This is a genomic window from Methylolobus aquaticus, from assembly GCF_054172105.1.
The window spans coordinates 192,727-218,252 of record NZ_JBSYXP010000001.1; the positions used below are offsets into that span (position 1 = coordinate 192,727).

Annotated in this window: 19 protein-coding genes; 11 read left to right on the forward strand and 8 right to left on the reverse strand. The window is 62.7% G+C overall.

The features are described 5' to 3' along the window. Positions 1–156 precede the first annotated feature (156 nt). The 5 genes from ACW73L_RS00895 to ACW73L_RS00915 form a co-directional block, all read right to left on the reverse strand. Positions 157–1,641 (reverse strand): SpoVR family protein, encoded by a 1,485-nt coding sequence (locus tag ACW73L_RS00895; RefSeq protein ID WP_498919425.1) that lies wholly within the window; start codon positions 1,639–1,641, stop codon positions 157–159. Continuing rightward, entirely contained in the window at positions 1,638–2,900 is a 1,263-nt protein-coding gene (locus ACW73L_RS00900) for a YeaH/YhbH family protein (RefSeq protein ID WP_498919426.1), read from the reverse strand. Before ACW73L_RS00900 ends, ACW73L_RS00895 begins: the two co-directional genes overlap by 4 nt. Positions 2,901–2,915: 15 nt before the next feature. Beyond that, complete coding sequence (locus ACW73L_RS00905) at positions 2,916–4,838, reverse strand: PrkA family serine protein kinase (RefSeq protein ID WP_498919427.1); 1,923 nt, start codon at positions 4,836–4,838, stop codon at positions 2,916–2,918. Between the two features lie 416 nt (positions 4,839–5,254). Further along, complete coding sequence (locus ACW73L_RS00910; protein ID WP_498919428.1) at positions 5,255–6,028, reverse strand: ceramidase domain-containing protein; 774 nt, start codon at positions 6,026–6,028, stop codon at positions 5,255–5,257. A 1-nt stretch (position 6,029) separates the two neighbouring features. Continuing rightward, positions 6,030–7,589 carry an NCS2 family permease gene (locus tag ACW73L_RS00915; protein ID WP_498919429.1) on the reverse strand — a complete coding sequence of 520 codons (1,560 nt, stop codon included), beginning with the start codon at positions 7,587–7,589 and terminating at the stop codon, positions 6,030–6,032. Positions 7,590–7,973: 384 nt separating this feature from the next. On the opposite strand from ACW73L_RS00915, the gene ACW73L_RS00920 reads away from it, so the two are divergent. Further along, entirely contained in the window at positions 7,974–9,041 is a 1,068-nt protein-coding gene (locus tag ACW73L_RS00920) for an AI-2E family transporter (protein WP_498919430.1), read from the forward strand. A gap of 156 nt (positions 9,042–9,197) precedes the next feature. Here the strand turns inward: ACW73L_RS00920 and ACW73L_RS00925 are convergent, their stop codons facing one another. After that, on the reverse strand, positions 9,198–11,876 hold the full coding sequence (locus ACW73L_RS00925; RefSeq protein ID WP_498919431.1) for an Rne/Rng family ribonuclease: 2,679 nt from the start codon (positions 11,874–11,876) through the stop codon (positions 9,198–9,200). Positions 11,877–12,474: 598 nt separating this feature from the next. Between ACW73L_RS00925 and rluC the strand changes: the two genes are divergently transcribed. From rluC to ACW73L_RS00945, 4 genes are read left to right on the forward strand one after another with little or no spacing between them, the layout of a single operon-like run. Continuing rightward, positions 12,475–13,431 carry a 23S rRNA pseudouridine(955/2504/2580) synthase RluC gene (gene rluC / locus ACW73L_RS00930; RefSeq protein ID WP_498919432.1) on the forward strand — a complete coding sequence of 319 codons (957 nt, stop codon included), beginning with the start codon at positions 12,475–12,477 and terminating at the stop codon, positions 13,429–13,431. Then, a complete protein-coding gene (locus tag ACW73L_RS00935; protein ID WP_498919433.1) occupies positions 13,428–14,087 on the forward strand; it encodes an HAD-IA family hydrolase in 660 nt (219 codons plus the stop codon). The genes rluC and ACW73L_RS00935 overlap by 4 nt, the downstream gene beginning before the upstream one ends. A 43-nt stretch (positions 14,088–14,130) precedes the next feature. Next, positions 14,131–15,117, forward strand: a complete 987-nt coding sequence (sppA, locus tag ACW73L_RS00940) for a signal peptide peptidase SppA (protein WP_498919434.1) — start codon at positions 14,131–14,133, stop codon at positions 15,115–15,117. Positions 15,118–15,134: 17 nt separating this feature from the next. Then, the gene (locus tag ACW73L_RS00945; RefSeq protein WP_498919435.1) at positions 15,135–15,752 is read left to right on the forward strand and encodes an NUDIX domain-containing protein; all 618 of its coding nucleotides are present in this window, start codon (positions 15,135–15,137) and stop codon (positions 15,750–15,752) included. Between the two features lie 40 nt (positions 15,753–15,792). On the opposite strand, the gene glgA is transcribed toward ACW73L_RS00945, so the two are convergent. Together glgA and glgB are read right to left on the reverse strand one after the other, a co-directional pair. Then, the gene (glgA, locus tag ACW73L_RS00950) at positions 15,793–17,277 is read right to left on the reverse strand and encodes a glycogen synthase GlgA (protein ID WP_498919437.1); all 1,485 of its coding nucleotides are present in this window, start codon (positions 17,275–17,277) and stop codon (positions 15,793–15,795) included. Continuing rightward, on the reverse strand, positions 17,274–19,487 hold the full coding sequence (gene glgB / locus ACW73L_RS00955; protein WP_498919833.1) for a 1,4-alpha-glucan branching protein GlgB: 2,214 nt from the start codon (positions 19,485–19,487) through the stop codon (positions 17,274–17,276). The genes glgA and glgB overlap by 4 nt, the downstream gene beginning before the upstream one ends. A 145-nt stretch (positions 19,488–19,632) precedes the next feature. Here glgB and glgC point away from each other — a divergent pair, with 145 nt between their 5' ends. From glgC to ACW73L_RS00985, 6 genes are all read left to right on the forward strand, one after another. Beyond that, on the forward strand, positions 19,633–20,907 hold the full coding sequence (glgC, locus tag ACW73L_RS00960; RefSeq protein WP_498919439.1) for a glucose-1-phosphate adenylyltransferase: 1,275 nt from the start codon (positions 19,633–19,635) through the stop codon (positions 20,905–20,907). 172 nt (positions 20,908–21,079) lie between these two features. After that, complete coding sequence (gene malQ / locus ACW73L_RS00965) at positions 21,080–22,657, forward strand: 4-alpha-glucanotransferase (RefSeq protein WP_498919440.1); 1,578 nt, start codon at positions 21,080–21,082, stop codon at positions 22,655–22,657. Positions 22,658–22,738: 81 nt separating this feature from the next. Then, entirely contained in the window at positions 22,739–23,260 is a 522-nt protein-coding gene (locus ACW73L_RS00970; RefSeq protein WP_498919442.1) for a YceD family protein, read from the forward strand. A 20-nt stretch (positions 23,261–23,280) separates the two neighbouring features. After that, positions 23,281–23,472, forward strand: coding sequence for a 50S ribosomal protein L32 (gene rpmF / locus ACW73L_RS00975; RefSeq protein WP_129882516.1), 192 nt, complete (start codon positions 23,281–23,283; stop codon positions 23,470–23,472). Between the two features lie 60 nt (positions 23,473–23,532). Beyond that, the gene (plsX, locus tag ACW73L_RS00980; protein WP_498919834.1) at positions 23,533–24,558 is read left to right on the forward strand and encodes a phosphate acyltransferase PlsX; all 1,026 of its coding nucleotides are present in this window, start codon (positions 23,533–23,535) and stop codon (positions 24,556–24,558) included. Next, positions 24,555–25,520, forward strand: a complete 966-nt coding sequence (locus ACW73L_RS00985) for a beta-ketoacyl-ACP synthase III (protein ID WP_498919443.1) — start codon at positions 24,555–24,557, stop codon at positions 25,518–25,520. The genes plsX and ACW73L_RS00985 overlap by 4 nt, the downstream gene beginning before the upstream one ends. Positions 25,521–25,526 lie beyond the last annotated feature (6 nt).

Sequence of the window (25,526 nt, forward strand, 5' to 3'; positions counted from 1 at the left end):
AGGATAGGCTGGAGGTGCCTCAATCCCGCGACACGTATCCCGGCTGTCAGCGATACCTGTCGCTCTTGGATCAGTGGCCGGGGTAAAGCCGGGAGCAAACTCAGCGTAGTGCGGAGGCTGGCCCCAGGTCGCTGGGCGCGTGGGGTCGCTCCTCGCTCAATCCGTCTCGAAGGTGTCGACGACCCGGCCGTCCGGCTCGACCGATTCGAGGAACACGGTGAAGCCCCAGAGGCGGCGGACATGGCGCAGCATCTCGTCGGCGTTGTCGGCGAGGGGGCGGCGGTTGTGGCGGTAATGGCGTAGGGTCAGCGAACGGTCGCCGCGTGTGTCCACGTCGTAGACCTGGATGTTCGGTTCCAGGTTGCCGAGGTTGTATTGGTCGGACAGGCGCTGGCGCACCGCCCGGTAGCCGGCCTCGTCGTGGATGCCGGTAATTTCCAGTTCGTCATCGTCCTCGTCGTCCAGGACGCTGAATAGCTTAAAGTCGCGGATGACCTGCGGCGACAGGAACTGCGCGATGAAGCTCTCGTCCTTGAAGTTCCGCATCGCCCAGTCCAGCGTCTTGACCCAATCGGAGCCGGCCCATTCCGGAAACCAGTGCCGATCTTCGTCGGTGGGTCGCTCGCAGATGCGGCGGATGTCGCTCATCATCGCGAAGCCCAGCGCGTAGGGATTGATGCCGCTGTAGTAAGGCTTGTCATAAGTCGGCTGGAACACGACATTGGTATGCGACGACAGGAACTCCAGCATGAAGCCTTCGGTCACCAGACCTTCCTCGAACATCCGGTTCAGCAGCGTGTAATGCCAGAACGTGGCCCAGCCCTCGTTCATGACCTTGGTCTGCCGCTGCGGGTACAGATACTGGCCGACCTTGCGGACGATACGGATGATTTCGCGCTGCCAGGTTTCGAGCAGCGGCGCGTTTTTCTCAATGAAATACAAAAGGTTTTCCTCGGGCTCCGGCAGGAAACGCTCATGCTTCTGCGCGCCGGCATGGGCCCGGGACGGCACTGTGATGCGCCACAAGTCGTTCAGCTGCGACTGGAGGTAGTCGGCGCGCTCCTGCTGGCGGGTCCGTTCCTCTTCCATCGACAGCGGTGGTGGTTTCCGGTATCGGTCGACGCCGTAGCTCATCAAGGCGTGGCAGGAGTCCAGGATGTCCTCCACCGCCTCCTGGCCGTGGCGTTCCTCGCACTGCGAGATATAGTTACGGGCGAAGACCAGATAGTCGACGATGGCGTCGGCGCTGGTCCACGCCTTGAACAGGTAGTTGTTCTTGAAGAAAGAGTTGTGCCCGTAGCAGGCGTGGGCGATGACCAGCGCCTGCATGGTCATCGTGTTCTCCTCCATCAGATAGGCGATGCAGGGGTTCGAATTGATGACCAGTTCGTAAGCCAGGCCCATCTGCCCGCGCCGGTAACTCTTCTCGACGCTGAGGAACTGCTTGCCGAACGACCAGTGATGGTAGAACACCGGCATACCGGTGCTCGAATAGGCATCCATCATCTGTTCGGAGGTGATGACCTCGATCTGGTTCGGATACGTGTCCAGACCGAATTCCGCGGCGATGCGCGCGATTTCACGGTCGTAGCGTTCGAGCAATTCGAACGTCCACTCGGAGCCTTCGGAAAGCGGCTTCATGCCTGTTGTTTCTGGAACAGTTCGCGGAACACGGGGTAGATTTCGGAGGCGTCGTAGATTGCGCGCATCGCAAAGTTCGGCCAGGCTTCCTCGACCTTTTCGTATTCGGCCCAAAGCCCCTGGCGATTGTCGTTGTTGATCTCGATGTAGGCGTAGTACTGCACCGACGGCATGATCTCGTCGCTGAGTATCGTGTGGCACTTCCCCGAGTCCTCCGGCCAGTTGTCGCCGTCGGAGGCCTGCGCACCATAAATGTTCCACTCGCGCGTCGGATAGCGCTCGTGGATCACGTCGCGCATCAGGTTCAGCGCGCTCGACACGACCGTGCCGCCGCTCTCGCGGGAATAGAAGAAGGTTTCTTCGTCCACTTCCTGGGCGATCGTGTGGTGGCGGATGAATACCACGTCGATGCGGTCGTAGTTGCGGCGCAGGAACAGGTACAGCAGCAGGAAGAAGCGCTTCGCCAAGTCCTTCTTGGCCTGATCCATCGAGCCGGAGACGTCCATGACGCAAAACATGACGGCCTTCGAGGTCGGCGCCGGCAGTTGCACGCGGCTGCGATAGCGCAGATCGAAGGTGTCGATGAACGGTACGGCGTCGATTTTTCGCTGCAGGGCCTCGATCTCCTCGCGCAACACAGCGATGCGTGTCCGGTTACCGTCGGTCTCCGGCAGCAGCGCCTCCAGTTCCTCTTCGAGCGCCAGCTTTTCGCGTCGGTGAGGACCGGACAGGGCGGTGCGACGGGCCAGCGCGCCACGCAGCGAGCGCAGCACGTGCAGGTTGGCGGGCACGCCATCGGACGTGAAGCCGGCTCGCACACTCTTTGGGGTTTCCTCGCGCGCGAGTTGCGTCTTGACCAGATTCGGCAGTTCCAGGTCTTCGAAGAAATAATCGAGGAATTCTTCCCGCGTCAGTTCGAAGACGAAATCGTCGGTGCCTTCGGTGGAGTCGTCACCCTGACCGCCGCCCTTGCCGCCGCCGCCCTCGGGTCGGGCGACGCGGTCGCCCGTGACGAACTTCTGGTTGCCCGGATGGACCATCTCGCGCCGTCCGCCGGGTCCGTGCTTGAAGTAGGGTTCGGACGTGTCGCGCGATGGAATGCGAACTTTCTCCCCGCTTTCGATGTCGGTGACCGAGCGTTTCGAGATCGCATCCGCGACCGCCCGCCGAATCTGCGTGTGAAAACGCTTCAGAAAGCGCTGACGGTTGACGGCGCTCTTGTTCTTCGGATTCAGCCGGCGATCGACGAAGCTGGACATAGGCTGGGCCCTGCCTCAGGAGGACTTCCTGACGCGCAGATACCATTCGGACAAGAGCCGCACCTGCTTCGGCGTGTAGCCCTTCAGCACCATGCGGTTCACAAAATCCTCATGCTTTTTCTGATCGTCCGCCGAGGCCTTCGCATTGAAGGAGATGACGGGCAGCAACTCCTCGGTGTTGGCGAACATCTTCTTCTCGATAACCGCGCGCAGTTTCTCGTAGCTGGTCCAGGCCGGGTTGCGCCCGGCGTTGCTGGCGCGTGCACGCAGCACGAAGTTGACGATTTCGTTGCGGAAGTCCTTCGGGTTGCTGATGCCGGCCGGTTTCTCGATTTTTTCCAGTTCCTCGTTCAGTGCGCGGCGGTCGAAGTTTTCGCCGGTGTCCGGATCGCGGTATTCCTGATCCTGGATCCAGTAGTCGGCATAGGTCACATAGCGGTCGAATATGTTCTGCCCGTATTCCGAATAGGATTCCAGGTAGGCGGTCTGCACTTCCTTGCCGATGAAATCGACGTAGCGCGGCACCAGGTATTCCTTGATGAAACGCAGATAACGCTCCTGTGTTTCGGGCGGAAACTGTTCCTGCGCGATCTGCTGTTCCAGCACGTACAGCAGATGGACCGGGTTGGCCGCAACCTCGGAATGGTCGAAATTGAAGACCTTCGACAGGATTTTGAACGCGAAGCGGGTCGACAGGCCTTCCATGCCTTCGTCGACGCCGGCGTAGTCCTTGTACTCCTGGTAGGACTTGGCCTTCGGGTCGGTGTCCTTCAGGTTCTCGCCGTCATAGACCCGCATCTTCGAGTAGATGTTGGAGTTTTCCGGTTCCTTCAGCCGCGACAACACGATGAACTGCGCGAGCATCTTCAGCGTGTGCGGCGCGCACGGCGATTCGGACAGCGAACTGTGTGCGAGCAGCTTTTCGTAAATCCGGATTTCGTCGCTGACGCGCAGGCAATACGGCACCTTGACCACATAGACGCGGTCCAGGAAGGCTTCGTTGTTCTTGTTGTTGCGGAACTGCGTCCATTCGGACTCATTCGAGTGCGCCAGGATGATGCCTTCGAACGGGATGGCCGACAGCCCTTCCGTACCTTTGTAGTTGCCTTCCTGCGTCGCGGTCAGCAGCGGGTGCAACACCTTGATGGGCGCCTTGAACATCTCGACGAATTCCATGATGCCGCGGTTGCCCAGGCACAGCCCGCCGGAGAAGCTGTAAGCGTCGGGATCGTCCTGCGAATAGCGTTCGAGCTTGCGGATGTCGACCTTGCCGACCAGCGACGAGATGTCCTGATTGTTCTCGTCACCCGGTTCGGTCTTGGTGACCGCGCGCTGATCCAGGATCGAGGGGTACAGCTTGACGACCTTGAACTGCGTGATGTCGCCGTTGTACTCATGCAGGCGCTTGACCGCCCACGGCGACATGATTCCGTTCACGTGGCGACGCGGGATGCCGTATTCCTCTTCGAGGATCGCGCCGTCTTCGTCCGGCGAGAACAGGCCGAGCGGCGATTCGTTCACCGGCGATCCCTTGATCGCGTAGAACGGCACTTTCTCGATCAGCGATTTCAGTTTTTCGGCGAGCGACGATTTGCCGCCGCCGACCGGCCCGAGCAAGTACAGAATCTGCTTGCGTTCTTCCAGCCCCTGGGCTGCGTGGCGGAAATACGCGACGATCTGTTCGACGACTTCCTCCATCCCGTAGAAGTCGGAGAACGCCGGGTAGCGCTTGATCATCTTGTTGGCGAACACGCGGCTCAGGCGCGCGTCGGTGCGGGTGTCCACCATCACCGGTTCGCCGATCGCGAGCAGCATGCGCTCCGCGGGGCTGGCGTAGGCGGACGGATCCTCGCGGCAGATCTCCAGAAACTCCTGTAGGCTCAATTCCTCCTGCTTGCTCTTTTCGTAGCGTGTCTGATAACGGTCGAATAGTGCCATGGTCAGTTACCGGTAGATGAGAGAGTGCGCGTTGTGGCTGGAGCAGCGTCGCCGAATGAGCAACACGCGGGGCGCAGTGACGACCGGTGGGTCGCGTGAAACCGCGTCGGAGCGGGTAGAAGTGCGGCAGTCATCGACGTTCGCTGAAGATCGCTGGCAGTGGACCTCGGGCACGGCGCCGGTCAACGGTTTGGCCATGGGAATAGCCTACCACAGAGCAAAGAGTCCCCGCTGTCAGAGTTGGCAATTGGTGATGCAGGTGGTTCGCCGTTCCTTCCCGTGCGCATGGGAACCGTGCGGCATCATGTCCTAGCGCTGCCCAGACAATGGGACGGGACGGAGGGAGGAAGGTTCCATCGCAGCAAGGGCGTCGGCCGTGGACGAGTGCACCGGGGCGCCTATCGGGCGCGGGAGACTCATCCTGCAAGGTCGCAGTTTGACGGATGTCGCTGTCGCAAGGCCAACAGAAAGGCGTAACCTCCGCCCGCAGCAAGCAAATGCTTGAGGCTGTGGCCGCTGACGAAACCCGTAGCGCCAAAGATCCATGCGTCGGCCGCTTCGGCGCCCTTGGCCAGTGCATAAGCCGCGAGCACCGCCCACAGGTAGCGTGTGCCCTGCAGCCGCGAAGGATGGCGCAGCAGGATCAGCGGCATCAGCGCCAGTGGCAGGAACTGCACCAGGGCATAGGGCCGCAGGTCCCCGCGGCCGGCGGTTTCGGTCAGATGCCAGTACAGCACGGTTGCCAGACCCAGGACGACGAGCGGCCATAGCAGCCGCCGTCCGAGTGCTGGTGACAGATGCTCGCCGACGACGGCCGCAAAAAAAGCCATGAACGAGATCGTCATCGGCAGCCGGTCCCAGACCAGTGTCGCGTTGGTCGGATCCAGGTGGTAGTACAGGGAGCCGACTCCGACCAACACCATCCCGGCAAAAAATGCGCGATAAGCCGGCAGCAGTTCGGTCAGGCCGCCGGGCGGATAGCCTGATGACAGGGAGCGCAGTCCCAGTGCTCCCACCACGATGAAGGGCAGGTTGCTGAGCGCGTCAGCGCAATTCGGGATGCCGAGCAGAGTGCGCCGGTCGGCGAACGCGTGATAGGCCGGATCCTGCGCGATAGGCGGCAGCAGCGCGGCCGCAATCGCAGCGACGACCGTGATCAGTACCAGTGGCATGGCCGATCGCTGAACCACGTCAGGACTCCGGCGCGACAGCTATGCCGACCAGTCGCGACTCCCTTTGGTGAAAGACCCACAACATAAGCCCGCACAGCGCATAAATCAGCGCAAATTCCGGTGCCGCGTTGAGTCCGAAGCGGTTCTGCACGCCCTGCGGGGTTAGCGTGTAAGCGTGGATCACGCCAAAGAAAGACAGTGCGGCGGCGCCGAGCGTCCAGGCGGCGGCCCTATCGAAACGCCGGTCGATGATGAAGGCCAGCACGGCGGCCAGGATGGTCGACGTGAACACGAAGCCCTGGCTCAGCGCGATCAAGCCATAGATATGCAGATCGCCGCCGAAACGGTCGGCCACCGTGAACAACGAACTGCCGGCGACGCGTAGCGCGGTCTCGATCAGCAGCAGCGCCCAGGCCGACAGCGACGGGACCATGCCGAAGCTGACTGCCAGCGCATGCCGACGCGGCGTTTCCTGGAAGGCCTGGGCCGTGATGATCAGGCCGATCCACAGCAGGATGCCCAGCGTGGCTTCGACCGGCACGATGCGCAGTACCCAGGCGTACGCGCCCGTGAAGCACAAGAGGCTCATTGCCAACCCGTTCAGAACCGAATAGCCGGTACCGGCGCCCATAGTTTTCCAGGCGGGATGACCGATGTAGATCGTCGTCGGGAAGGCGCTGCCGAACGAGGCCGCGACCAGGCTGCCGACGCCGTTTGCGAGCAGTGACGGGCGCGTCTCGTAGCGGTCGCCGGCTGCCTCGGCGCTTTCCAGGTTCTGCAGTGAGCCGATGATGTTCAACAGGCCCATCGGGAAAATCACCGCAAGGTATTTCCATCCCAGCGGCGAGCCGATCAGTTCCAGCATGGCGCTGATGACCGGCTGCGGCAGGTGCAGGCCGATCGGCGCAGCTGGCGGGACCGGAGCCGCGGCAATCCAGCCGCCCGCATGCAGTACCCACGCGATGACCATGCCGCTCAGCACCGCGACGAGGCCGCCCGGTAGCCCGAGCGGCAGCGACCGCTTCGAGGCGTAGACCGCCAGGATCAGCATCATCGGGAGCAACGCGATGCCGGGAGTCGCGTAGATCTGGAACACGAAGCCCATGCCGATGAAGGTCAGCGCAATGCCGGCCAGGGCCGACAGCAGTGCCGAGCGCGGGGTATTGCGGCGCAGCCAGTCCGCGCCGAACGCGCCGACCAGTTCCATGCCGGCATTCACGAAGCAGGCGAACAGCCCGACCTTCCAGGCCAGGACCGGGTCGCCGGTCTCGCGGTACACGGGCCCGATGACCAGGAACATAAAGGCCAGCAGGCTGACCGTGTTGATGCCATAGGGCAGGGCGGTGACATCGGCACGCCCGCTGCGCGCCGCGAGGCGCCGCGCCTGCCGGGCGTAGAACAGATTGCCGAACAGCACCGAGAGAGCGGCGCCGGGCAGGATGCGCTCGGCGATCAGTTCCGGTGTGAAGCCGCAGACCACAGGACCGAGCAGCCCGATCAGCATCAGTTGCAGCAGGTTGTCGATGAACAATCCGAAGAAGCCGTCGAGGTCGCCGCGGGTGAATTGGGGCAGTGGCATGCGGTGGAAACTGTCGACTGGGTTGCAGCGTAGTGTCGGCTACCGGAAATGACGGATCAGGCAGAAAGCGGTCGCGAATGACCGCGGGCCTCATGCTTCATTTTGCCATAGGCGGACTTGCGGCGTGTTGGGCTGTTCGCGCCGCAAGGCGACTCGCCTTCCTCGCGCGCGTCTACCGTTACCCGGCGTCGGCGGAATGGCGTTTGCCTTCAGCGAGGAGCGGAGGTTCGCATCGAGCCGGCGAATGACGGGCCAGTGCCAGCCTCAGCGTGTTGACACCGGATCTCGCGGGTCACATCCTTTGCCCGCGGTTCAAGCGAACGTCCGCCACTGCTCGGGCTTTCGTCCCGGTCCGCATATCATTCCATCAGTGGGAGTGCCCGAATGAGGTCCGACTTGCTCTTCAGTCCACCTGCCAGGGCCATCCTGGTGGCCGGGTCCTGCGCTCTCGTAATCGGCCTGATGAAGCTGGCGGCGCCGATACTGACCCCGATTCTGCTCGCGGTGTTCATCACGATCGTCGCCACGCCGGCGCTGCGCTGGCTGAGGCGTCACGGGGTGCCGAAATGGGGCGCCTTGGCGCTGATTGTCTTCGTGCTACTAGACCTCGGCAGCCTGTTCGCCCTGATCACCACGGGAGCGCTCGAAGGGTTCCGGGAAAGCCTGCCGAGTTATCAGGAGCGCTTCCTGTTGTTGAGCGACCAATTCGGCCGGTGGGCCGAGAGCGTCGGGATCGGCGGCTCGCGCGAAGCGGTGCCTGACCTTATGGACCCGAACAAGGTGGTCGGTGTCGTGCGCTTGCTGCTGTCCAATGCAGGCGATCTGTTGGCCACCGGACTTATGGTGCTGTTGATCGTGATCTTCATGCTGCTGGAAGCGCCCGCGTTGCCCGCGAAGCTCTCGGCCGCCTTCCATCTGACCGAAGAGGGCGATGCGCGGCTCAAGAAGCTGGTTGGTTCCATCAACCACTACATGCTCATCAAGACGGCGATGAGCCTCGCCACGGGAGTCTGCGCCTGGCTTTTGCTGCACCTGCTGGAGATCGATTTTGCCGTTCTCTGGGGCGTGCTGGCCTTCTTTCTGAACTTCGTGCCCGTGGTGGGCGGCATCGTGATGATGATTCCGCCGGTCCTGCTGGCGCTGGTGCAGACCGACCTACAGACGACCGCGCTGGTCCTGGGAGGTTTTCTGGCCATCCATGTCGTCATCGGCGATGTGCTCGAACCGCGGATCATGGGCAAGGGCCTCGGCATCTCAGCACTAACCATCCTGATCGCGCTGTTATTCTGGGGCTGGCTGTTCGGCACGACCGGCATGTTCCTGTCCGTGCCACTGACGACGGCCCTGGTCATTGCGCTCGACGCGAGCCCGCATACCCGCCCGATCGCGATCCTGCTGGGCCCGGGAGCGCCGGAAACGGGCTCGCCCGTTAAGGATCCAGCGCCCGGGTAGTCGGCCAGGGTAACTCTGCAGGAAGAGCCTTACTTGGCGTCGGGGTACCGAGCCCTCCGCTGCAAATGGGGTGACCGTTCGGTCAAGGCGGCCCACGCCGTTGGGGCATCAGTTTGCGGCCGCGGGGTCGCTGCGGGCGACCCCAATGGCGCGCAGTCAGTCCGACGTCGGTGCCGATGTCTCGTTGGTGCCGTTGCCGTTCGGGTAGGGTGTGGGACGCGGCTCCTCGAACACGGGCGGTGCAGGCTGATGGTCGACGTGCAGAGGTGCGGGCTCGGGCGCCGAGGGTTCGGCACGGGGCGTAAAGCCTTCGCTGAACGACGGGGCGCCGGTCGGCTCCGCCTGTTGCGACGGAGTGCTGTCGTAGTCATTACCTTCAGCCGGCGAGAAGTCGCCACCGCCTTCCTGTTGGTCGGGTGAGGCGCTACCAGTGGACGCCGAGCGGTCACCGCCGCCGCTACCACGGCGGCCGCGCCCGCGACGACGCGACGAACGTCGGCTGGAACGCGGCGGCGGCGTCTCGGCCGATTCCGTGGCGCCTTCGACGCCATCGACAGTCAGGACCGGTTCGTCATCGCTGCGCTCAACTGGGCTGTCATCGCGCACGGGTGCTGACCGCTCGCGCGGCTCCCGTGGCTCGCGGTAGTTCCGGCTCTTCGGATGGGACGAGACCACGGCCATTGCCCGCGCTGCGCTTTCTTCCGTGTCGAAGGTTACGAAAGCTTCTTCGCTGGGTGACCTGATGTCATTGCTTGGAGCGCTCTCCTCGCGCACGACGGGCTCCGGAGCGCGCTCCGGGCTACGGCGCTCTTCGCGCGGCTCGCTCGCGTCGCGCGGGGAATTCGAAGTCGGGCTCGAGCCGTTCGAAGGTGTACGAGAGTCGCCGTCGCTGCGGCGGGAGCGCCGGCGGCGGCTGCTCCGCTTCGAGGGCTCGCGCTTCGGCTCCCCGTGCGAGTCGCTCTCCTCACGGGTCGCGGACGACGAGTGGTTGTTGCTTTCCGAGCGGCGGGGCTCCGCGGCGCGTTCGGTCGGCCTGGGAACCGAACCGTAGGGGCTGCCCGATCGAGGCGGCTCCTTGCGTTCGGTAGTGGGCTCGGCATTTTCCTCCTCGTCCTCCGGCCGACCACCGGTCAGGATATTCAGAAAGCGTTTGATGAAACCGCCGCTGGGGGCTGGCGCTGCCGGAGCCTTGTCGGGAACGCCGGCGGGTGCCGGCTGGGCCGGCAGGAAGTTCCGTATCGCGGGTTCCTGGGTCGCCTGCGACTGTTCGCGGGAGGGCTTCGCCGCAGCCGGGGCGGTCTCGGGATCCTTGATCATCCCGTAGCTCGGTCGGGTCGTCGTCTCGTCGTCGGCGCTGCCGGCGGCCGAACGCACGCGCTGGATGTCGTAAGATGGCGTTTCGTGGTGTTTGCTCGGGATCACGACGATGCCGACATCGTGCCGCTGTTCGATCTGCTCCAGCGTCGAGCGCTTTTCGTTGAGCAGGAAGGTTGCGACCTCGATCGGTACGTGCGCGATGATCTTGTCGGTGTTCCGCTTCATCGCGTCCTCTTCGAGGATGCGCAGGATCGACAGCGACAGCGACTCGACGCTGCGGATCGATCCCTGTCCCTTGCAGCGAGGGCAGGTCAGCAGAGTGGACTCTCCCAATGACGGGCGGATCCGCTGGCGCGACATCTCCATCAGGCCGAAGCGCGAGATCCGGCCGACCTGGATGCGCGCCCGATCGCTCTTGACGGCATCGCGCAGGCGTGTCTCCACCGCGCGCTGGTTGCGCGAGGCCATCATGTCGATGAAGTCGATCACGAACAGGCCGCCCAGATCGCGCAGTCGCAATTGCCGGGCAATCTCGTCGGCCGCCTCCAGGTTGGTGTTCAGCGCCGTTTCTTCGATATCGCCGCCCTTGGTCGCCCGCGCCGAGTTGATGTCGATGGTCGTCAGCGCCTCGGTGTGGTCGATGACGATGGCGCCGCCCGATGGCAGCGGCACGTCCCGGGCATAAGCGCGCTCGATCTGGCTTTCGATCTGGTAGCGGCTGAACAGCGGGACCGTGTCCGCGTAGATCTTCGCGCGCTCGATGAACTGCGGCATGACCTGCTGCAGGAAGCTCTGCACCAGCTTGTGCGTCGCCGGGTTGTCGATCAGGATTTCGTCGATGTCGCCGCGCAGATGGTCGCGCAACGCCCGGATGATGACGTTGCTTTCCTGAAAGATCAGGAACGGTGCGGGCTTTTCGGTCGCGGAGCGCTCGATCGCCTCCCACAGCTGCAGCAGGTAGTTCAGATCCCACTGCAATTCCTCGGGCGATTTACCGCCACCGGCAGTCCGGACGATCAGTCCCATACCCTCGGGAATCGTCAGCTGCGCCATGACTTCGCGCATGTCGGAGCGAATGTCGCCCTCGATTCGCCGGGAGATGCCGCCCGCCTTGGGGTTGTTCGGCATCAGCACCAGGTAGCTGCCGGCCAGACTGATGTAGGTGGTCAGCGCGGCGCCTTTGTTGCCGCGTTCCTCCTTTTCGATCTGGACGATGATCTGCTGACCTTCCTTGATCAGGTCCTTGATGTCGCGCCGGGTATACTCCTCTTCACCGTTCCGCGCGATGTTTTCCGGCGTGATTTCCTTGAACGGCAGGAAGCCATGGCGATCGGCGCCATAGTTGACGAACGCGGCTTCGAGGCTCGGCTCTACTCGGGTGATGGTGCCTTTATAGATATTGGCCTTCTTCTGTTCCTTGGAGGGGACCTCTATGTCGAAATCATAGAGTTTCTGTCCATCGACGAGCGCTACGCGCAGCTCTTCCGGCTGCGTCGCGTTGATCAGCATTCTTCTCATTTATTAGGTCCTTCGGTGTCGCCGCCGACCATTTCCCGGCGCGGAACGCGCCTGCTTTTTCGTTCATGAGGATGGGCCTCTTTCTTGGGTGATCGGCCTGTATCGATATGGCACCGCGCTGTTCTGAGGCCGGCGCTGCCATTCGACATCAGTCCGCATCCCACGGGGCTCTACGCTCCGGGAAAACGATGCGACGGAAGACGACTCGCTCATCTGGGGTCGAGCGAGAAAACCCTGTTCGTTATGCGGCACGAGGCAGTTCGAATGCGAGCTCAAGCTTGAGGGAAACCGGGGAGATCGGTCCGGCGCGCGGTTCGTTCTGGGATATCGATCAGTCGCGTCGAGCTGCGGCCGGTCGCAATGAGGGAAGCCGGCGCTCGGTAGCCACTCACGGAATGCGGCGACGGGAACCCCGCGACCACTGTCGCTCGGTCACGAACCAGCCCGCTACCCGATCTCGATTGCACCCGGAGTTGTTCCCATCGTCCGGTCTGGAGGTCTCTCAGGTCGCCCCGAAAACTCTGCATTGAACTGTCGTCACTATAACAAGCTTGTCATTCAGCATCAATTTCGCGAACGAACTTGTTATTATTCGAGAATGACTGAAACACTCCGGCCTCCTGCGTCGGTCAGGCTTGTTCGTATCGGCGAGGAACACGCCGGACAGCGCATTGACAATTTCCTTCTGACACAGCTCAAGGGCGTTCCGAAAAGCCACATCTACCGGATACTGCGCACCGGGCAGGTCCGCCTTAACGGCGGACGGATCGATGCCGCGCGGCGCATCGCCCGTGGCGATCTGGTCCGCATCCCGCCGCTGCAAGTGGCGGCCAGCCCCGATGAGCCACCCTCCGGTGCCGTCGACGCATTCGCAGAGCGGCTGGCGCCGCGGATCCTGATCGACGATTCCGAACTGCTGGTCATCAACAAGCCGGCGGGCATCGCCGTGCACGGTGGCAGCGGTCTGGTCCTCGGGATTATCGAAGGCGTGCGGAAGTTGCGGCCCGAGGCGCGTTTTCTGGAACTCGTCCACCGGCTGGATCGCGATACCTCCGGCTGTCTCGTGATCGCCAAGAAACGCAGTGCGCTGCGCGGTCTGCACGAACAATTCCGCGAGAATGCCGTCAAAAAGATTTATACCGCGTTACTGACAGGCGCCTGGAATCAGAAATTTCGAACGGTGGACGCGGCTCTCGACAAAAATGTGCTGCAGGGAGGCGAGCGGATGGTCAAGGCCTCCGCCGCCGGCAAAGCGGCCACGACGACATTCCGCCGACTGCGGGCATTCCAGACGGCGACGCTCGTTGCGGCGGAGCCGCACACGGGTCGTACCCACCAGATCCGCGTGCATGCCCAGTTCATGGGGCATCCGATTGCCGGCGATGAGCGTTACGGTTTGTCGGAGCGGAATCGCGCGTTTCGGCAACAGGGTCTGCGCCGGCTTTTCCTGCATGCTTCCCGGCTCACATTCGTGCATCCGGGGTCGGGCCAGCCGCTGACGGTGGAGGCCCCGCTCGATGCCGAGCTGCAGGCCTTCCTGGAACGGTGTCCATGATGGTGAGACGGTTCGATCTGCTGGTCTTCGACTGGGATGGTACATTGCTCGACTCGGTCGATTGGATTGTCGAGTGCCTGCAGAATGCGGCCTTGGAGTCCGGTCTCCCGGTGCCGACCGATCCCGTGGCCCGGTCGGTCATCGGCTTGAGTCTGGACGAAGCGCTGAAGGCGGCCTTCCCGGGAATGGACGGCGAGCGCATCGGTCCGTTGATGGAGGCCTACCGCCGACATTTCTTCACCCGTCAGTTGACAGCAGCGGACCTGTTCGATGGGGTATCCGATATGCTGGGAGAATTGCGGGACGCGGGCTTCCGGCTCGCAATCGCGACCGGCAAGGCTCGGCGGGGGCTGGATCACGCCCTGGAGCAGACCGGGGTTGGCCCGTTCTTCGAGACGACGCGCTGCGCCGATGAGACCGCGTCCAAACCGGATCCCGCGATGCTGCACGAAATTCTCGCAGTCACCGGCATTGCGCCGCATCGGGCCGTCATGATCGGTGACTCGATCCACGACCTCCGCATGGCAGCCAACGCCGGGATCGCCGGGATTGCCGTTACCAGCGGCGCCAACAATCGCGCCGAGCTGACCGAAATGAACCCGTTAGGCTGTCTGAACCGGGTGGTCGATCTGCCGGCAATTCTCCACGCGGGCTGAGCCCTACGCCCGGTCCACTTCGCAAACCCCGACACGGAATACGATGAACGAGGAAATCGCCCCGACCCATACTCACAAGACCTCCAGTGGAACGGAGCCAAGCGCCTGGGAGCGCGGTGTGCTTGAGAAAGTGCTGCTGGAATCCATCCGCGAGCAGCGGATCGCGCGGCGTTGGAATATCGGTTTCAAGCTCGCGTTCCTGGCTTATATCGGGATCGCGCTATGGGCCGCGTTCAAGCCGCTTTCGTCTGCGCGTCCAGGGGCCGGCAAGGCTCATACCGCGGTCATCAAGATCGAGGGGCTGATTGCGGACGGCAGTCGCGCCAATGCCGACGCGATCATCCGGGCGCTGAAGGGGGCGGCCGAGGACGCGGGCACCAAGGGCATCATCCTGAAAATGAACACGCCCGGGGGTACGCCGGTTCAGGCGGCCTATGTGTTTGAGGCGGTTCGGACCCTTAAAAAGGATCATCCGAAATTGCCGGTCCATGCCGTCGTGACCGATCTATGTGCATCCGGCGGTTATTACATCGCCGCGGCGGCAGACAAGATCTTCGTGAACCCTTCCAGCATCGTCGGTTCCATCGGCGTCATCATGAATGGTTTCGGTTTCGTCGGCGCGATGGATAAGCTCGGCATCGAACGGCGCGCATTGACGGCGGGAGACCACAAGGCGCTGCTCGATCCGTTCCGGGCCATACAGCCGACCGAGCAGGCGCACGTGCAGACCGTTCTGAACGGCATCCATCAGCAGTTCATTGCAGCAGTCAAGGAGGGTCGGGGTGCGCGTCTGAAGGACAACCCCGAGCTGTTCTCGGGCTTGATCTGGAGCGGCCCCGAGGCTGTCGCGCTGGGGCTGGTCGATGGCTATGGTGATGTGCGGTCGGTTGCGGAAAAAGAGATCGGAGCCGCCGAGCTTGCCGACTTTACCGAGACGGAGGACTGGTTCGAGCGTTTGTCGCAGCGTGTCGGCACCACGTTTGCCGGGTTGCTGTGGAAAAACCAGTTGCTGACGGCAACCCTGCGCTGAGCAAGGACGCTGTCCCGATGGACAAAGCCTTTTCGGTCGTGGAGGAAGAAACCGTCTACCAGGGCTTCTTCAGCCTGTTTCGTTACCGGTTCCGCCATACGCTGTATCGCGGAGGGTGGTCCGAGGTCCTGGAGCGCGAGCTGTTTCATCGCGGGCGCTGCGTCGCGGTGATCCCCTACGATCCGAAACTGGATCGAGTGGTGTTGATCGAGCAGTTCCGCGTGGGCGCGATGAAGACCGAGCAGGATCCGTGGTTGCTGGAGATCGTCGCCGGGGCGATCGAAGAGGGCGAGGAGCCGCCGGAAGTCGCGCACCGTGAGGCCCTGGAAGAAGCCGGCTGCACGCTCGAAGAGCTGATTCCGGTCTATGAGTTCTTCACGACGCCAGGAGGGTGTTCCGAAAAGCTGACGCTGTTCTGTGGGATCGTCGATGCGAGTCAGATCGGCGGCCATTACGGACTGGCGGAGGAACAGGAGGACATCTGGGTCCGAGTCGTCGATTACCGGGACGCGATCGATCTGCTTGCGCAGGGCAAAATCGATTCGGCGATCCCGATCGTGGCCCTGCAATGGCTCGCGCTGAACCGGGACCAACTCCGAACGCGTTACGGCGCGCTGAACGATCCCGAGCTCTGAACTCCGTTGACTGGCGTGACAGCGTTGCGCCGTGCCTGACTCAATTGCGGAAATGTGCTCCGGCCGATTCCTTCGCCTGCTGGCAGGAAAGCACCGCAGCGCGATACAACTCCAGGTACTGCCGGGCGCTTTGCCGCCACGAGAAATCCTTGCACATGCCGGTACACTGCAGTTTCCGCCAGACTGCCGGCTGACGATAAATCACCAGTGCCCGCTGCACGGCCTTGACCAGGGCCGCCGGTGTCGGTTCGTGGAACAAAATGCCGCTGGCCCGGCCCAGCGTCAGATTGGTCGGGTTGGCATCCTCGACCGTGTCGGCCAGGCCGCCGACGCGCCGGACCACAGGCACGGTACCGTAACGCTGGCTGTACATCTGGTTCAGGCCGCAAGGCTCGAAGCGCGACGGCATCAGGAACAGATCGGCGCCGGCCTCGACCCGGTGAGCGAGCGCCTCGTCATAGCCAATCCGTACGCCGACCTGGCCCGGATAGCGTCTTACGGCCTGCAGCAGCCGCTGTTCGTAGACCGGATCGCCGGTTCCGAGCACCGCCAGTTGCACCCCGGCTTCGATCAGGTCCGGGATCGCCTCAACGACGAGATCAATGCCTTTCTGCTGCACGAGACGCCCGACCAGCACCGCCAGGGCGCGGTCCGGTGCGTCATGCAACGCGAATTCGCGCCGCAACGCCGTTTTGTTGAGGGCTTTCTGATCCAGTGATGTCACGTCGAATCGGGCCTCGATCAACGCATCGCTGGCGGGGTTCCAGTGTCCGTCGTCGATGCCGTTCAGGATCCCGCGCAAGTCGTTGCGGCGCTTTCTCAGCAGGCCTTGCAGACCGCATCCGAATTCGTCGGTTTGAATCTCTTCGGCATAGGTCGGGCTGACGGTGTTGATCCGGTCGGAGAACACCAGCCCGCCCTTGATGAACGACATCTGCTCGTAGAACTCCAGGGCGTCCGGCGACCAGAGCCAGCGCGGTAGGCCCAGCCGGAGGAAGACGTCGTGTGGGAACAGCCCCTGATAGGCCATGTTGTGAACCGTGAAGACGGTTGCCGGGCGCGCCGGCTCATCGGCCAGCAAGGGCGGAATCAGCCCGGTTTGCCAGTCGTTGCAGTGCACCAGTTCGGGCTTCCAGCCCAGACCCACACGGTCCATCGCGATGTCGACGGCGGCCCGGCACAGAAACGTGAAGCGCTCCGCGTTGTCGAGCCACGGCGAGCCGTCCGGCGCCAGGTACGGGTTGCCGGGGCGTTCGGAGAAGTCGGGATGAACGAGCAGCCAGATCGGCACCGAAGTCTCAGGGATCGTCCCCTCGACGAGGCGGAGTTCCGTCCCGGCCTGAACGATGGTGATTTCGCGGGTGTGTGCCAAGGCCGTGAGCGTGTCGCCATAAGCCGGCGTCAGCACGCGGACATCCTGCCCCAGTGCGTGCAATGCGCCCGGCAGGCTGCTGGAGATGTCCCCCAGCCCGCCGGTCTTCATCAGAGGGAAGACCTCGCTGGAGACGAACAGGATTTTCTTCACGGTTCCGAGCCTTCCGCCGTCACCGGCCGGATTACGATGCCCGCCAGCGGCGGTAAGGTCAGACGTATGGAGTAAGGCCTGCCCATCCATTCCCGAGTTTCGGCCTCGAGTTCGCCATTGGCCGTGCCGCTGCCGCCATACACGGTGGCGTCGGAGTTCAGGACCTCACGGTAGTGGCCGTCCAGCGGGACGCCGATGCGGTAATCGTAGCGCGGCACCGGGGTCAGGTTCAGAACAGTCACCGTGAACTCTTCGCCATTGCGGCGCAGGTAGCTCAGCACCGACTGCGTTGCGTCGTGGCAGTCGATCCATTCGAAGCCCTGGCCCTCGAAATCGTGATAGTGCAGTGCGGAATCCTCACGATAAAGGGCGTTCAGGTCTGCGACGAGTCGCTGTACGCCTTTGTGCAGTGGATAATCGACCACGTACCAGTCGAGCTCGCGGTCGAAGTTCCATTCTTCGCCCTGGCCGAACTCGCAGCCCATGAAGAGCAGCTTCTTGCCCGGGTAGGTAAACATGTAGGTGTACAGGGCGCGCAGGTTGGCGAAGCGCTGCCATTCGTCGCCGGGCATCCGGTGCAGCAGTGAGCGTTTGCCGTGCACAACCTCGTCATGCGAGAAGGGCAGAATGAAATTCTCGGTGAACGCGTACAACAGGCCGAAGCTCAGCATGTCGTGATGGTAGTGGCGGTGCACCGGGTCCTTCCCCATATAGACCAGGGAGTCGTGCATCCAGCCCATGTTCCACTTCATCGAGAAGCCGAGACCACCGGTCCAGGTGGGGCGTGTGACCTGGGGCCAGGCCGTGGACTCCTCGGCCATGATGAGCACGCCCGGATGCTGCTGATGAGTCACGGTATTGAGGTCGCGCAGGAAGGCGATCGCCTCGAGATTCTCGTTGCCGCCATACTTGTTCGGAATCCAGTCGCCCGGCTGTCGGGAATAGTCGAGGTAGAGCATGGACGCCACGGCATCGACACGCAGGCCGTCGAGATGGAACTCTTCCAGCCAGAACAGGGCGCTGCCGATCAGGAAGTTACGGATTTCGTTGCGGCCGTAGTTATAGATCAGCGTGCCCCAGTCGCGGTGCTCGCCCAGCCGGGGATCGGCGTGCTCGTACAATGCGGTGCCGTCGAAGTTCGCCAGGCCGTGTGCATCCTTCGGGAAATGCGCCGGCACCCAGTCCAGCATCACGCCCACGCCGTGCTGGTGGCAGTAGTCTACGAAGTAGCGGAAGTCATCCGGATTGCCAAAGCGGCGGGTCGGGGCGAAATAACCGGTGGTCTGATAGCCCCAGGAGGCGTCCAGAGGGTGTTCGGTAATCGGCAGCAGCTCGATGTGCGTGAAGCCCTGTGCCTTGACGTACGGAACCAGTTGGGCCGCCAGTTCCCGATAGCCGATGAACTCACCGTCTGCCGTGCGGCGCCAGGAGCCCAGGTGGACCTCGTAGATCGACAGCGGCTCGTGCAGCCAGTCCCAGCCCTGACGGGCTTCGATCCACGCGGCGTCGGACCACGGGTAGGGTTCGCCGCTGCGGACGATCGATGCCGTGTTGGGACGCAGCTCGAATTCCTGTCCGTAGGGGTCCGTCTTCAGCAGGATGCTGCCGTATTGGCGGTTGCGGATCTCGAACTTGTAGAGCGTGCCGCTCGGCAACTCGGGAATGAAAAGCTCCCAGACTCCGCTGCTGCCGTGGATCCGCATCGGGTGCCGGCGTCCGTCCCATTCGTTGAAATCGCCGACGACGCTGACGCGCTCGGCGTTCGGAGCCCAGGTCGCGAACAAGGTACCGGGGATGCCGTCGATCGTGTGCGGGTGCGCGCCGAGAATCCGGTAGATGTGCCAATGACGCCCTTCGCCGAACAGGTACAGGTCGAAGTCGGACAACTGCGGCGGAAACGTGTAGGGGTCGATGTGATTCTGTCGCTGGCCTTGCTTGTCGAGCCAGTGCAGCCGGTAGTGGTAGGGGATTTCGAGGCCGCTGATGTCCAGTTCGAAAAGGTCGGTCCCGGGGATCCGCGGGACCTCGGGTCCGTCGTCGCCAAGCGTGACGTGCTCGGCTTGCGGAAGAATCAGCCGGATCAGGTCGGCGCCTTCGCGGCGGTGACGGCCGAGCGCCGAAAACGGGTCATGGTGCCGGGCTTCGATCAGTCTGACGAGGTCTTCGGGAAGGTCGGAGCGGATATGGAGGTGGGCTTGCCCTTCGCTCAGGTTCACTTGATCGATCCTCTAATAGTACAATTCGTCCGCCCAGCAGCCGACAACAGGCCTACCAGTTGACCGGCGATGGTAACAAATTTGAGCCCTTATTGCCCGCGCTCAAGGGGCCGTGAACCACTTGCATCGGGAGTTGCACATGCCAGGATCAAGCCATTCATCGCGTTTCGTCAGTCGCCTCACCCGGCAGAGCATGGCCTTGATCCTTGCCGGAGGACGCGGCTCCCGACTTCACAAACTCACGGAATGGCGGGCCAAGCCCGCGGTGCCCTTCGGCGGCAAGTTCCGTATCATCGATTTCGCGCTGTCGAACTGCCTCAATTCGGGTATTCGCCGCGTTGGGGTGCTGACCCAGTACAAGGCCGACTCGCTGATCCGTCATATCCAGCAGGGCTGGGGTTTCCTCCGGGCCGAGTTCGGCGAGTTCATCGACATCATGCCGGCCCAGCAGCGCCTGGTGGATACCTGGTATTCGGGTACTGCCGATGCCGTGTATCAGAACCTCGACATCCTGCGGCAGCGGGCGCCCGAGTATATCGTCGTGCTGGCCGGTGATCACATCTACAAGATGGACTACGGTCTGATGCTGGCCGCCCATGTCGAGAATCAGGCCGATCTCACGATCGGCTGCATGGAAGTCACGCTCGAAGAGGCCAGCGGCGCCTTCGGCGTCATGGATGTGGGTGATGACTCCCGCATCCGGGAGTTCATCGAAAAACCGCTGAATCCGCCGCCGATGCCGGGGCGGCCGGATTACACGCTGGCCTCGATGGGAATCTATATCTTCAACACCGCCTTCCTGTTCGAGCAATTGATCAAGGATGCCGATACGGTCGGCTCCAGCCACGATTTCGGTCAGGACATCATCCCGGCGGTGCTTAAGAACTACCGCGTTTTCGCATATCCATTCCGTAACGTGCAGAGCGGCGTTCAGGCCTATTGGCGGGACGTCGGCACCCTGGATGCGTACTGGTCCGCCAACATCGAACTGATCGATGTCGACCCTGAACTGAACCTGTACGATAATGAATGGCCAATCTGGACCTATCAGGCACAGACGCCGCCGGCGAAGTTCGTCTTCGATGATCCCGACCGGAGAGGTATGGCGGTCGATTCTATGGTTTCCGGGGGCTGCATCATTTCGGGTTCGGAAGTACGCCACTCGTTGCTGTTTTCGAACGTTCGCGTCAACAGCTTCTGTGTCGTGAAAGATTCCGTGATCCTGCCGGATGTCAACATAGGCCGGCACTGCCGGATTACCAAGGCGGTCATCGACAAGGGCTGCAATATTCCGCCGAACACAGTGATTGGTGAAGATCCGGCGGAGGATGCGAAGCGCTTCCATGTCAGTCCGGGGGGTGTGGTGCTGGTTACCCCCGATGACCTGGGCCAAAAATTGCACTACGCCAGGTGAGACCGCTGCCGCGACGTCTTGAGTATTCCGGGTACGCGTTGCGGTACGCTTTTTGGTTGGGGGCAGTCAGCCGACTCAGGGGGGCGGGGCGGTCCTGCCTCCGGGGTCTTAACCGCGAGCACGGGTTTCCGTGCTCGCGCCATTTGATCCGCAAGGGGGATATCAGTCCAGCGTGACACAGGCAAACAGTATTCTCGATCGCCGCCGTGCCGGGGTTCTTCTGCACATCACTTCTCTCCCCGGCGGGGCCGGCAACGGCGACCTCGGTGCCGATGCCCTTCGGTTCGTCGACTGGTTATCCGATTTGGGGCTTTCGATCTGGCAGACCTTGCCGATCAACCCGACCCATCCCGACGGTTCTCCCTACCAATGTTTGTCGGTGCACGCCGGCAGTCCGCTGCTGATTGATCCGCGCTGGTTCGTCGAGAAGGGATGGCTGGCCCGATTCGATCCGGGTTCTACGCCGCTCGAGACCGAGCGGGCCCGGCGGCAGGCCATCGCCGATGCCTTCAAGACTTTTCTGGCCCTGCCAGAAAGCACGCCCGAGCGCGTGGCATTCCGGGAATTCGTGGCCGACCATCAATGGTGGCTCGACGATTACGCGCTGTTCATGGCGGTGCGCGAAGAATGCGGTCAGGACCCCTGGCAGCAGTGGCCGGCCTCGCTGCGTGATCGGTGGCCGGCCGCTCTCGCCGTGGCGCGGCGCCGTCTGGCCGCGGACGTGTCGCGCTTTGAATTCGAGCAGTTCGTCTTCCATGTGCAATGGAACGTCGTGCGGGACTACGCACGACAGAAAGGTGTGCTGCTGTTCGGGGACATGCCGATCTTTGTCGCCGGCGACAGTGCCGACGTGTGGGCCTCCCGCGAATACTTCGATCTGACCCCCGAGGGCCACCCGCGCGTCGTGGCCGGTGTGCCGCCGGACTATTTTTCGGCAACCGGTCAGCGCTGGGGTAACCCGCACTACGACTGGGCGGTCATGGAGGCGGATGGCTTCCAATGGTGGCTCGGTCGGCTGCGCAGTCAGTTCGCGCTGTACGACTGGGTGCGCATCGACCACTTTCGCGGATTCGAAGCCTACTGGGAGATACCTGCGGATGCCGCAACCGCGATTGAGGGGCGCTGGGTCAAGGCGCCGGGAGAGCGTCTGCTGGAGACAGCACTGCGGGCCTTTGCCCGGGACGGCGCAGCGTTGCCATTGATTGCGGAAGACCTCGGGGTGATCACCCCGGAGGTTGATGCGCTGCGCGACCGTTTCGCGCTGCCGGGCATGAAGATTCTGCAATTCGCATTCGATGGCGGACCGGAAAATCCTTACCTGCCGCATAATCATCCGCCGAATTGCGTCGTCTACACCGGTACGCACGACAACGATACGACGGTGTCGTGGTTCGCCGGGCTCAAGCCGGAAGAGCAGCAACACGTTTACGCGTATCTCGGGTTTCCGGAGATTCCAATGCCCGAGGCCTTGATTCGCAGCGCGCTGGCGTCGGACGCGCGCCTAGCCATGATTCCGATGCAGGATCTGCTGGGTCTGGGCGCGGGGCATCGCATGAATACGCCCGGCACGCTCAGTGACGCCAACTGGCGCTGGCGCTTCGCATGGCCGCAACTTTCTCCTCGCTCGTCGGCCATCGTGGCAGACTGGATCCGTCTCTACGGGCGGGCTGGCGAATCAGAGGAAGAACCGCTCGCTTCGCAGCAGGAACAGCGCCTTGATTTGAAGCCCGTTGCGCGCCCATGCATCTGAGCCTGTGGGGCGCTTGGGCGGGGTTCGGTGGGGCATCTGTTTTTGACATCCGCTTCCGCTTCGCGCTATCATCCCGCGCTTATGTCGAAGGGGCTACCGGACATCATCGATCCTGTCGACTTTGCTGAGAAGGGCAGGGTCGTCTCCGGAGCGATCCCACTCGGTGCGATGGAGCGCTTGCGCGATCAAATGGTTGCGACCTCAGGGGAGGTTCGCTTCCGTTTGGAGTTTGGGAAAGAGGGCGTCGTGGTAGGGGCGCGTGGACGCGTCGAGGCCGGAGTGGTCTTGCAATGTCAATCCTGTCTCGGCGATCTGGCTTACGCCATCGAACGGGAAGTGGCCCTGGGCTTCGTCGGCTCAATCGAGCAAGCGGACCTGCTGCCCGAACCCTTCGAACCCGTGATTCTCGATGAGCCGCGCGTGCTACGTGTCGCCGAAATCGTCGAAGACGAGATCCTGCTGTCGATTCCTCAGGTGCCGCGGCATGAGGTCTGCGAAACTGTCGGGCAAGAGGCGGTCGCAGCCGGAGCCGACGGGAACGTAAGGCGGCGGCCGTTTGCCGATCTGGCGGGATTGTTTCCATCCAATACGAAGCAGAATTAGGTAGGAGCTAGGTACAAGGTATGGCCGTACAACAGAACCGGAAAACTCGATCGAAGCGCGGCATGCGTCGTGCGCACGACGCGCTGCGTCCTGCGGCTCTGTCGCTGGAAGCCACGACCGGCGAAACGCATTTGCGCCACCACGTCAGCCCGGATGGCTATTATCGCGGTCGTCGCATCTTTACGCCGAAGAGTGAGGTCGAGGCCGAGTAGGCTCGCCGCGTCGACGCCCTCCCCGCATTCTCGTCCACACGCTGCAGGTAGGTGCGCGTGATCTCGCCCACAACAATAGCTCTCGATGCGATGGGGGGTGACTTCGGTCCCTCGGTCGTGGTTCCGGCCGCGCTGGAGTGTCTGGCGGCCAATCCGGCGCTGAGCCTGATTCTCGTCGGCGATGAGGCTCAGGTGGCCCCCCTCGTGGCGGACGCTGAGCAGCGTCTCGGCGCGCGGCTGCGCGTGCATCACGCTTCGGAGCGCGTGGAAATGCACGAGCTGCCGTCGAAGGCGCTGCGGAACAAGAAAGACTCGTCGATGCGCGTGGCAATCAACTTGGTCAAGGACGGGACCGCACACGCGTGCGTCAGTGCCGGCAACACCGGCGCGCTGATGGCAATCGCCAAGTTCGTGCTAAAGACCCTGCCGGGTATCGATCGCCCGGCGATCATCTCGGCCGTTCCGTCGGTGGCCGGACATACCCATGTGCTAGATCTCGGCGCGAATGTCGATTGCTCGGCCGAGCATTTGCTGCAGTTCGCCGTCATGGGCTATGAACTCGTCCGCGCAGTTGAAGACAAGGATAATCCTCGCGTCGGGCTGTTGAATATCGGCGAGGAGGAGATCAAGGGTAACGAACAGGTGAAGCAGGCCGCGCGCCTGATCGCCGATTCGCATATCAACTTTGCCGGGTATGTCGAGGGTAACGATCTGTATTCCGGGTCTATCGATGTCGTTGTAACCGATGGCTTTGTTGGCAACGTTGCGCTGAAGACCAGCGAAGGTCTGGCCAAGATGATCAGCCAGCTGATGCGGCAGGAATTCGGACGAAACTGGCTCACGAAGCTGGTCGGGCTGGCGTCGGTGCCCGTGCTCAAATCGTTCAAGGACCGGATCGATCCCCGCAAATACAACGGCGCCACATTGATCGGGCTGCGCGGCATCGTCGTGAAAAGTCACGGTAACGCCGATCGCCTCGCTTTCGCGAATGCCATCATGATCGCTGCGAAGGAGGTCGAGAAGGCGGTACCGATGCGTATCGAGGAACGGATCGCCAGTATCTTCGCGGAGAGGAAATCCGCTTGACCCGGTTCGCCCGCATCGTCGGCACCGGCGGCTACGTGCCGGCGAAGGTCGTCACCAACGACGACATTGCCAAGAGTGTAGATACCTCGGATGCATGGATCGTCGAGCGGACCGGAATTCGCGAGCGACGCGTGGCCGAGGAATGGGAAACCGCCTCGAGCATGGCCGAGAACGCGGCCCGCGCCGCGATCGAAATGGCGGATATCGATCCCGACAGCATCAACCTGATCATCGTTGCAACCAGTTGTCCCGACCGCGTCTTTCCGAGTACTGCCTGTCTGGTGCAGCAGCGACTCGGCATACGGCGCTGTGCGGCCTTCGACGTGCAGGCGGCGTGCTCCGGGTTCATCTTCGCACTCAGCGTCGCCGATCAGTATGTCCGTTCGGGACACGCCAAACGGGTGCTGGTGATCGGCAGCGAGATCAATTCGCGTATCGTCGACTGGAGCGATCGGAGTACCTGCATTCTGTTCGGTGACGGGGCCGGCGCGGTTTTGCTCGAGGCTTCGGACACGCCGGGGATCCTCAGCACGCATATCCACTCGGATGGCCAGTATCAGGATTTGCTCTTCCTGCCAAGTCGCTCGGCACCCGGTAGCAACGGGGATGAGTCCGGTTTTCTGCAGATGCAGGGCAACGAGGTGTTCAAGGTCGCCGTCAACACCTTGGGTCGGATCGTCGACGAGACGTTGGCCCAGAACCACATGAAAAAGTCGGATATCGACTGGCTGGTGCCGCATCAGGCCAATATCCGGATCATCACGGCGACGGCGAAGAAGCTTCGGATGTCGATGGATCGCGTGGTCGTGACCATCGAGAAGCAGGGCAATACCTCTTCGGCCTCGGTTCCGCTGGCGCTGGATGCCGCGGTTCGCGACGGACGCATCCGACCGGGGCAGAATATCCTGATGGAGGCCTTCGGCGGTGGGTTCGCCTGGGGTTCCGCGCTGGTTCGGTATTGAACGACG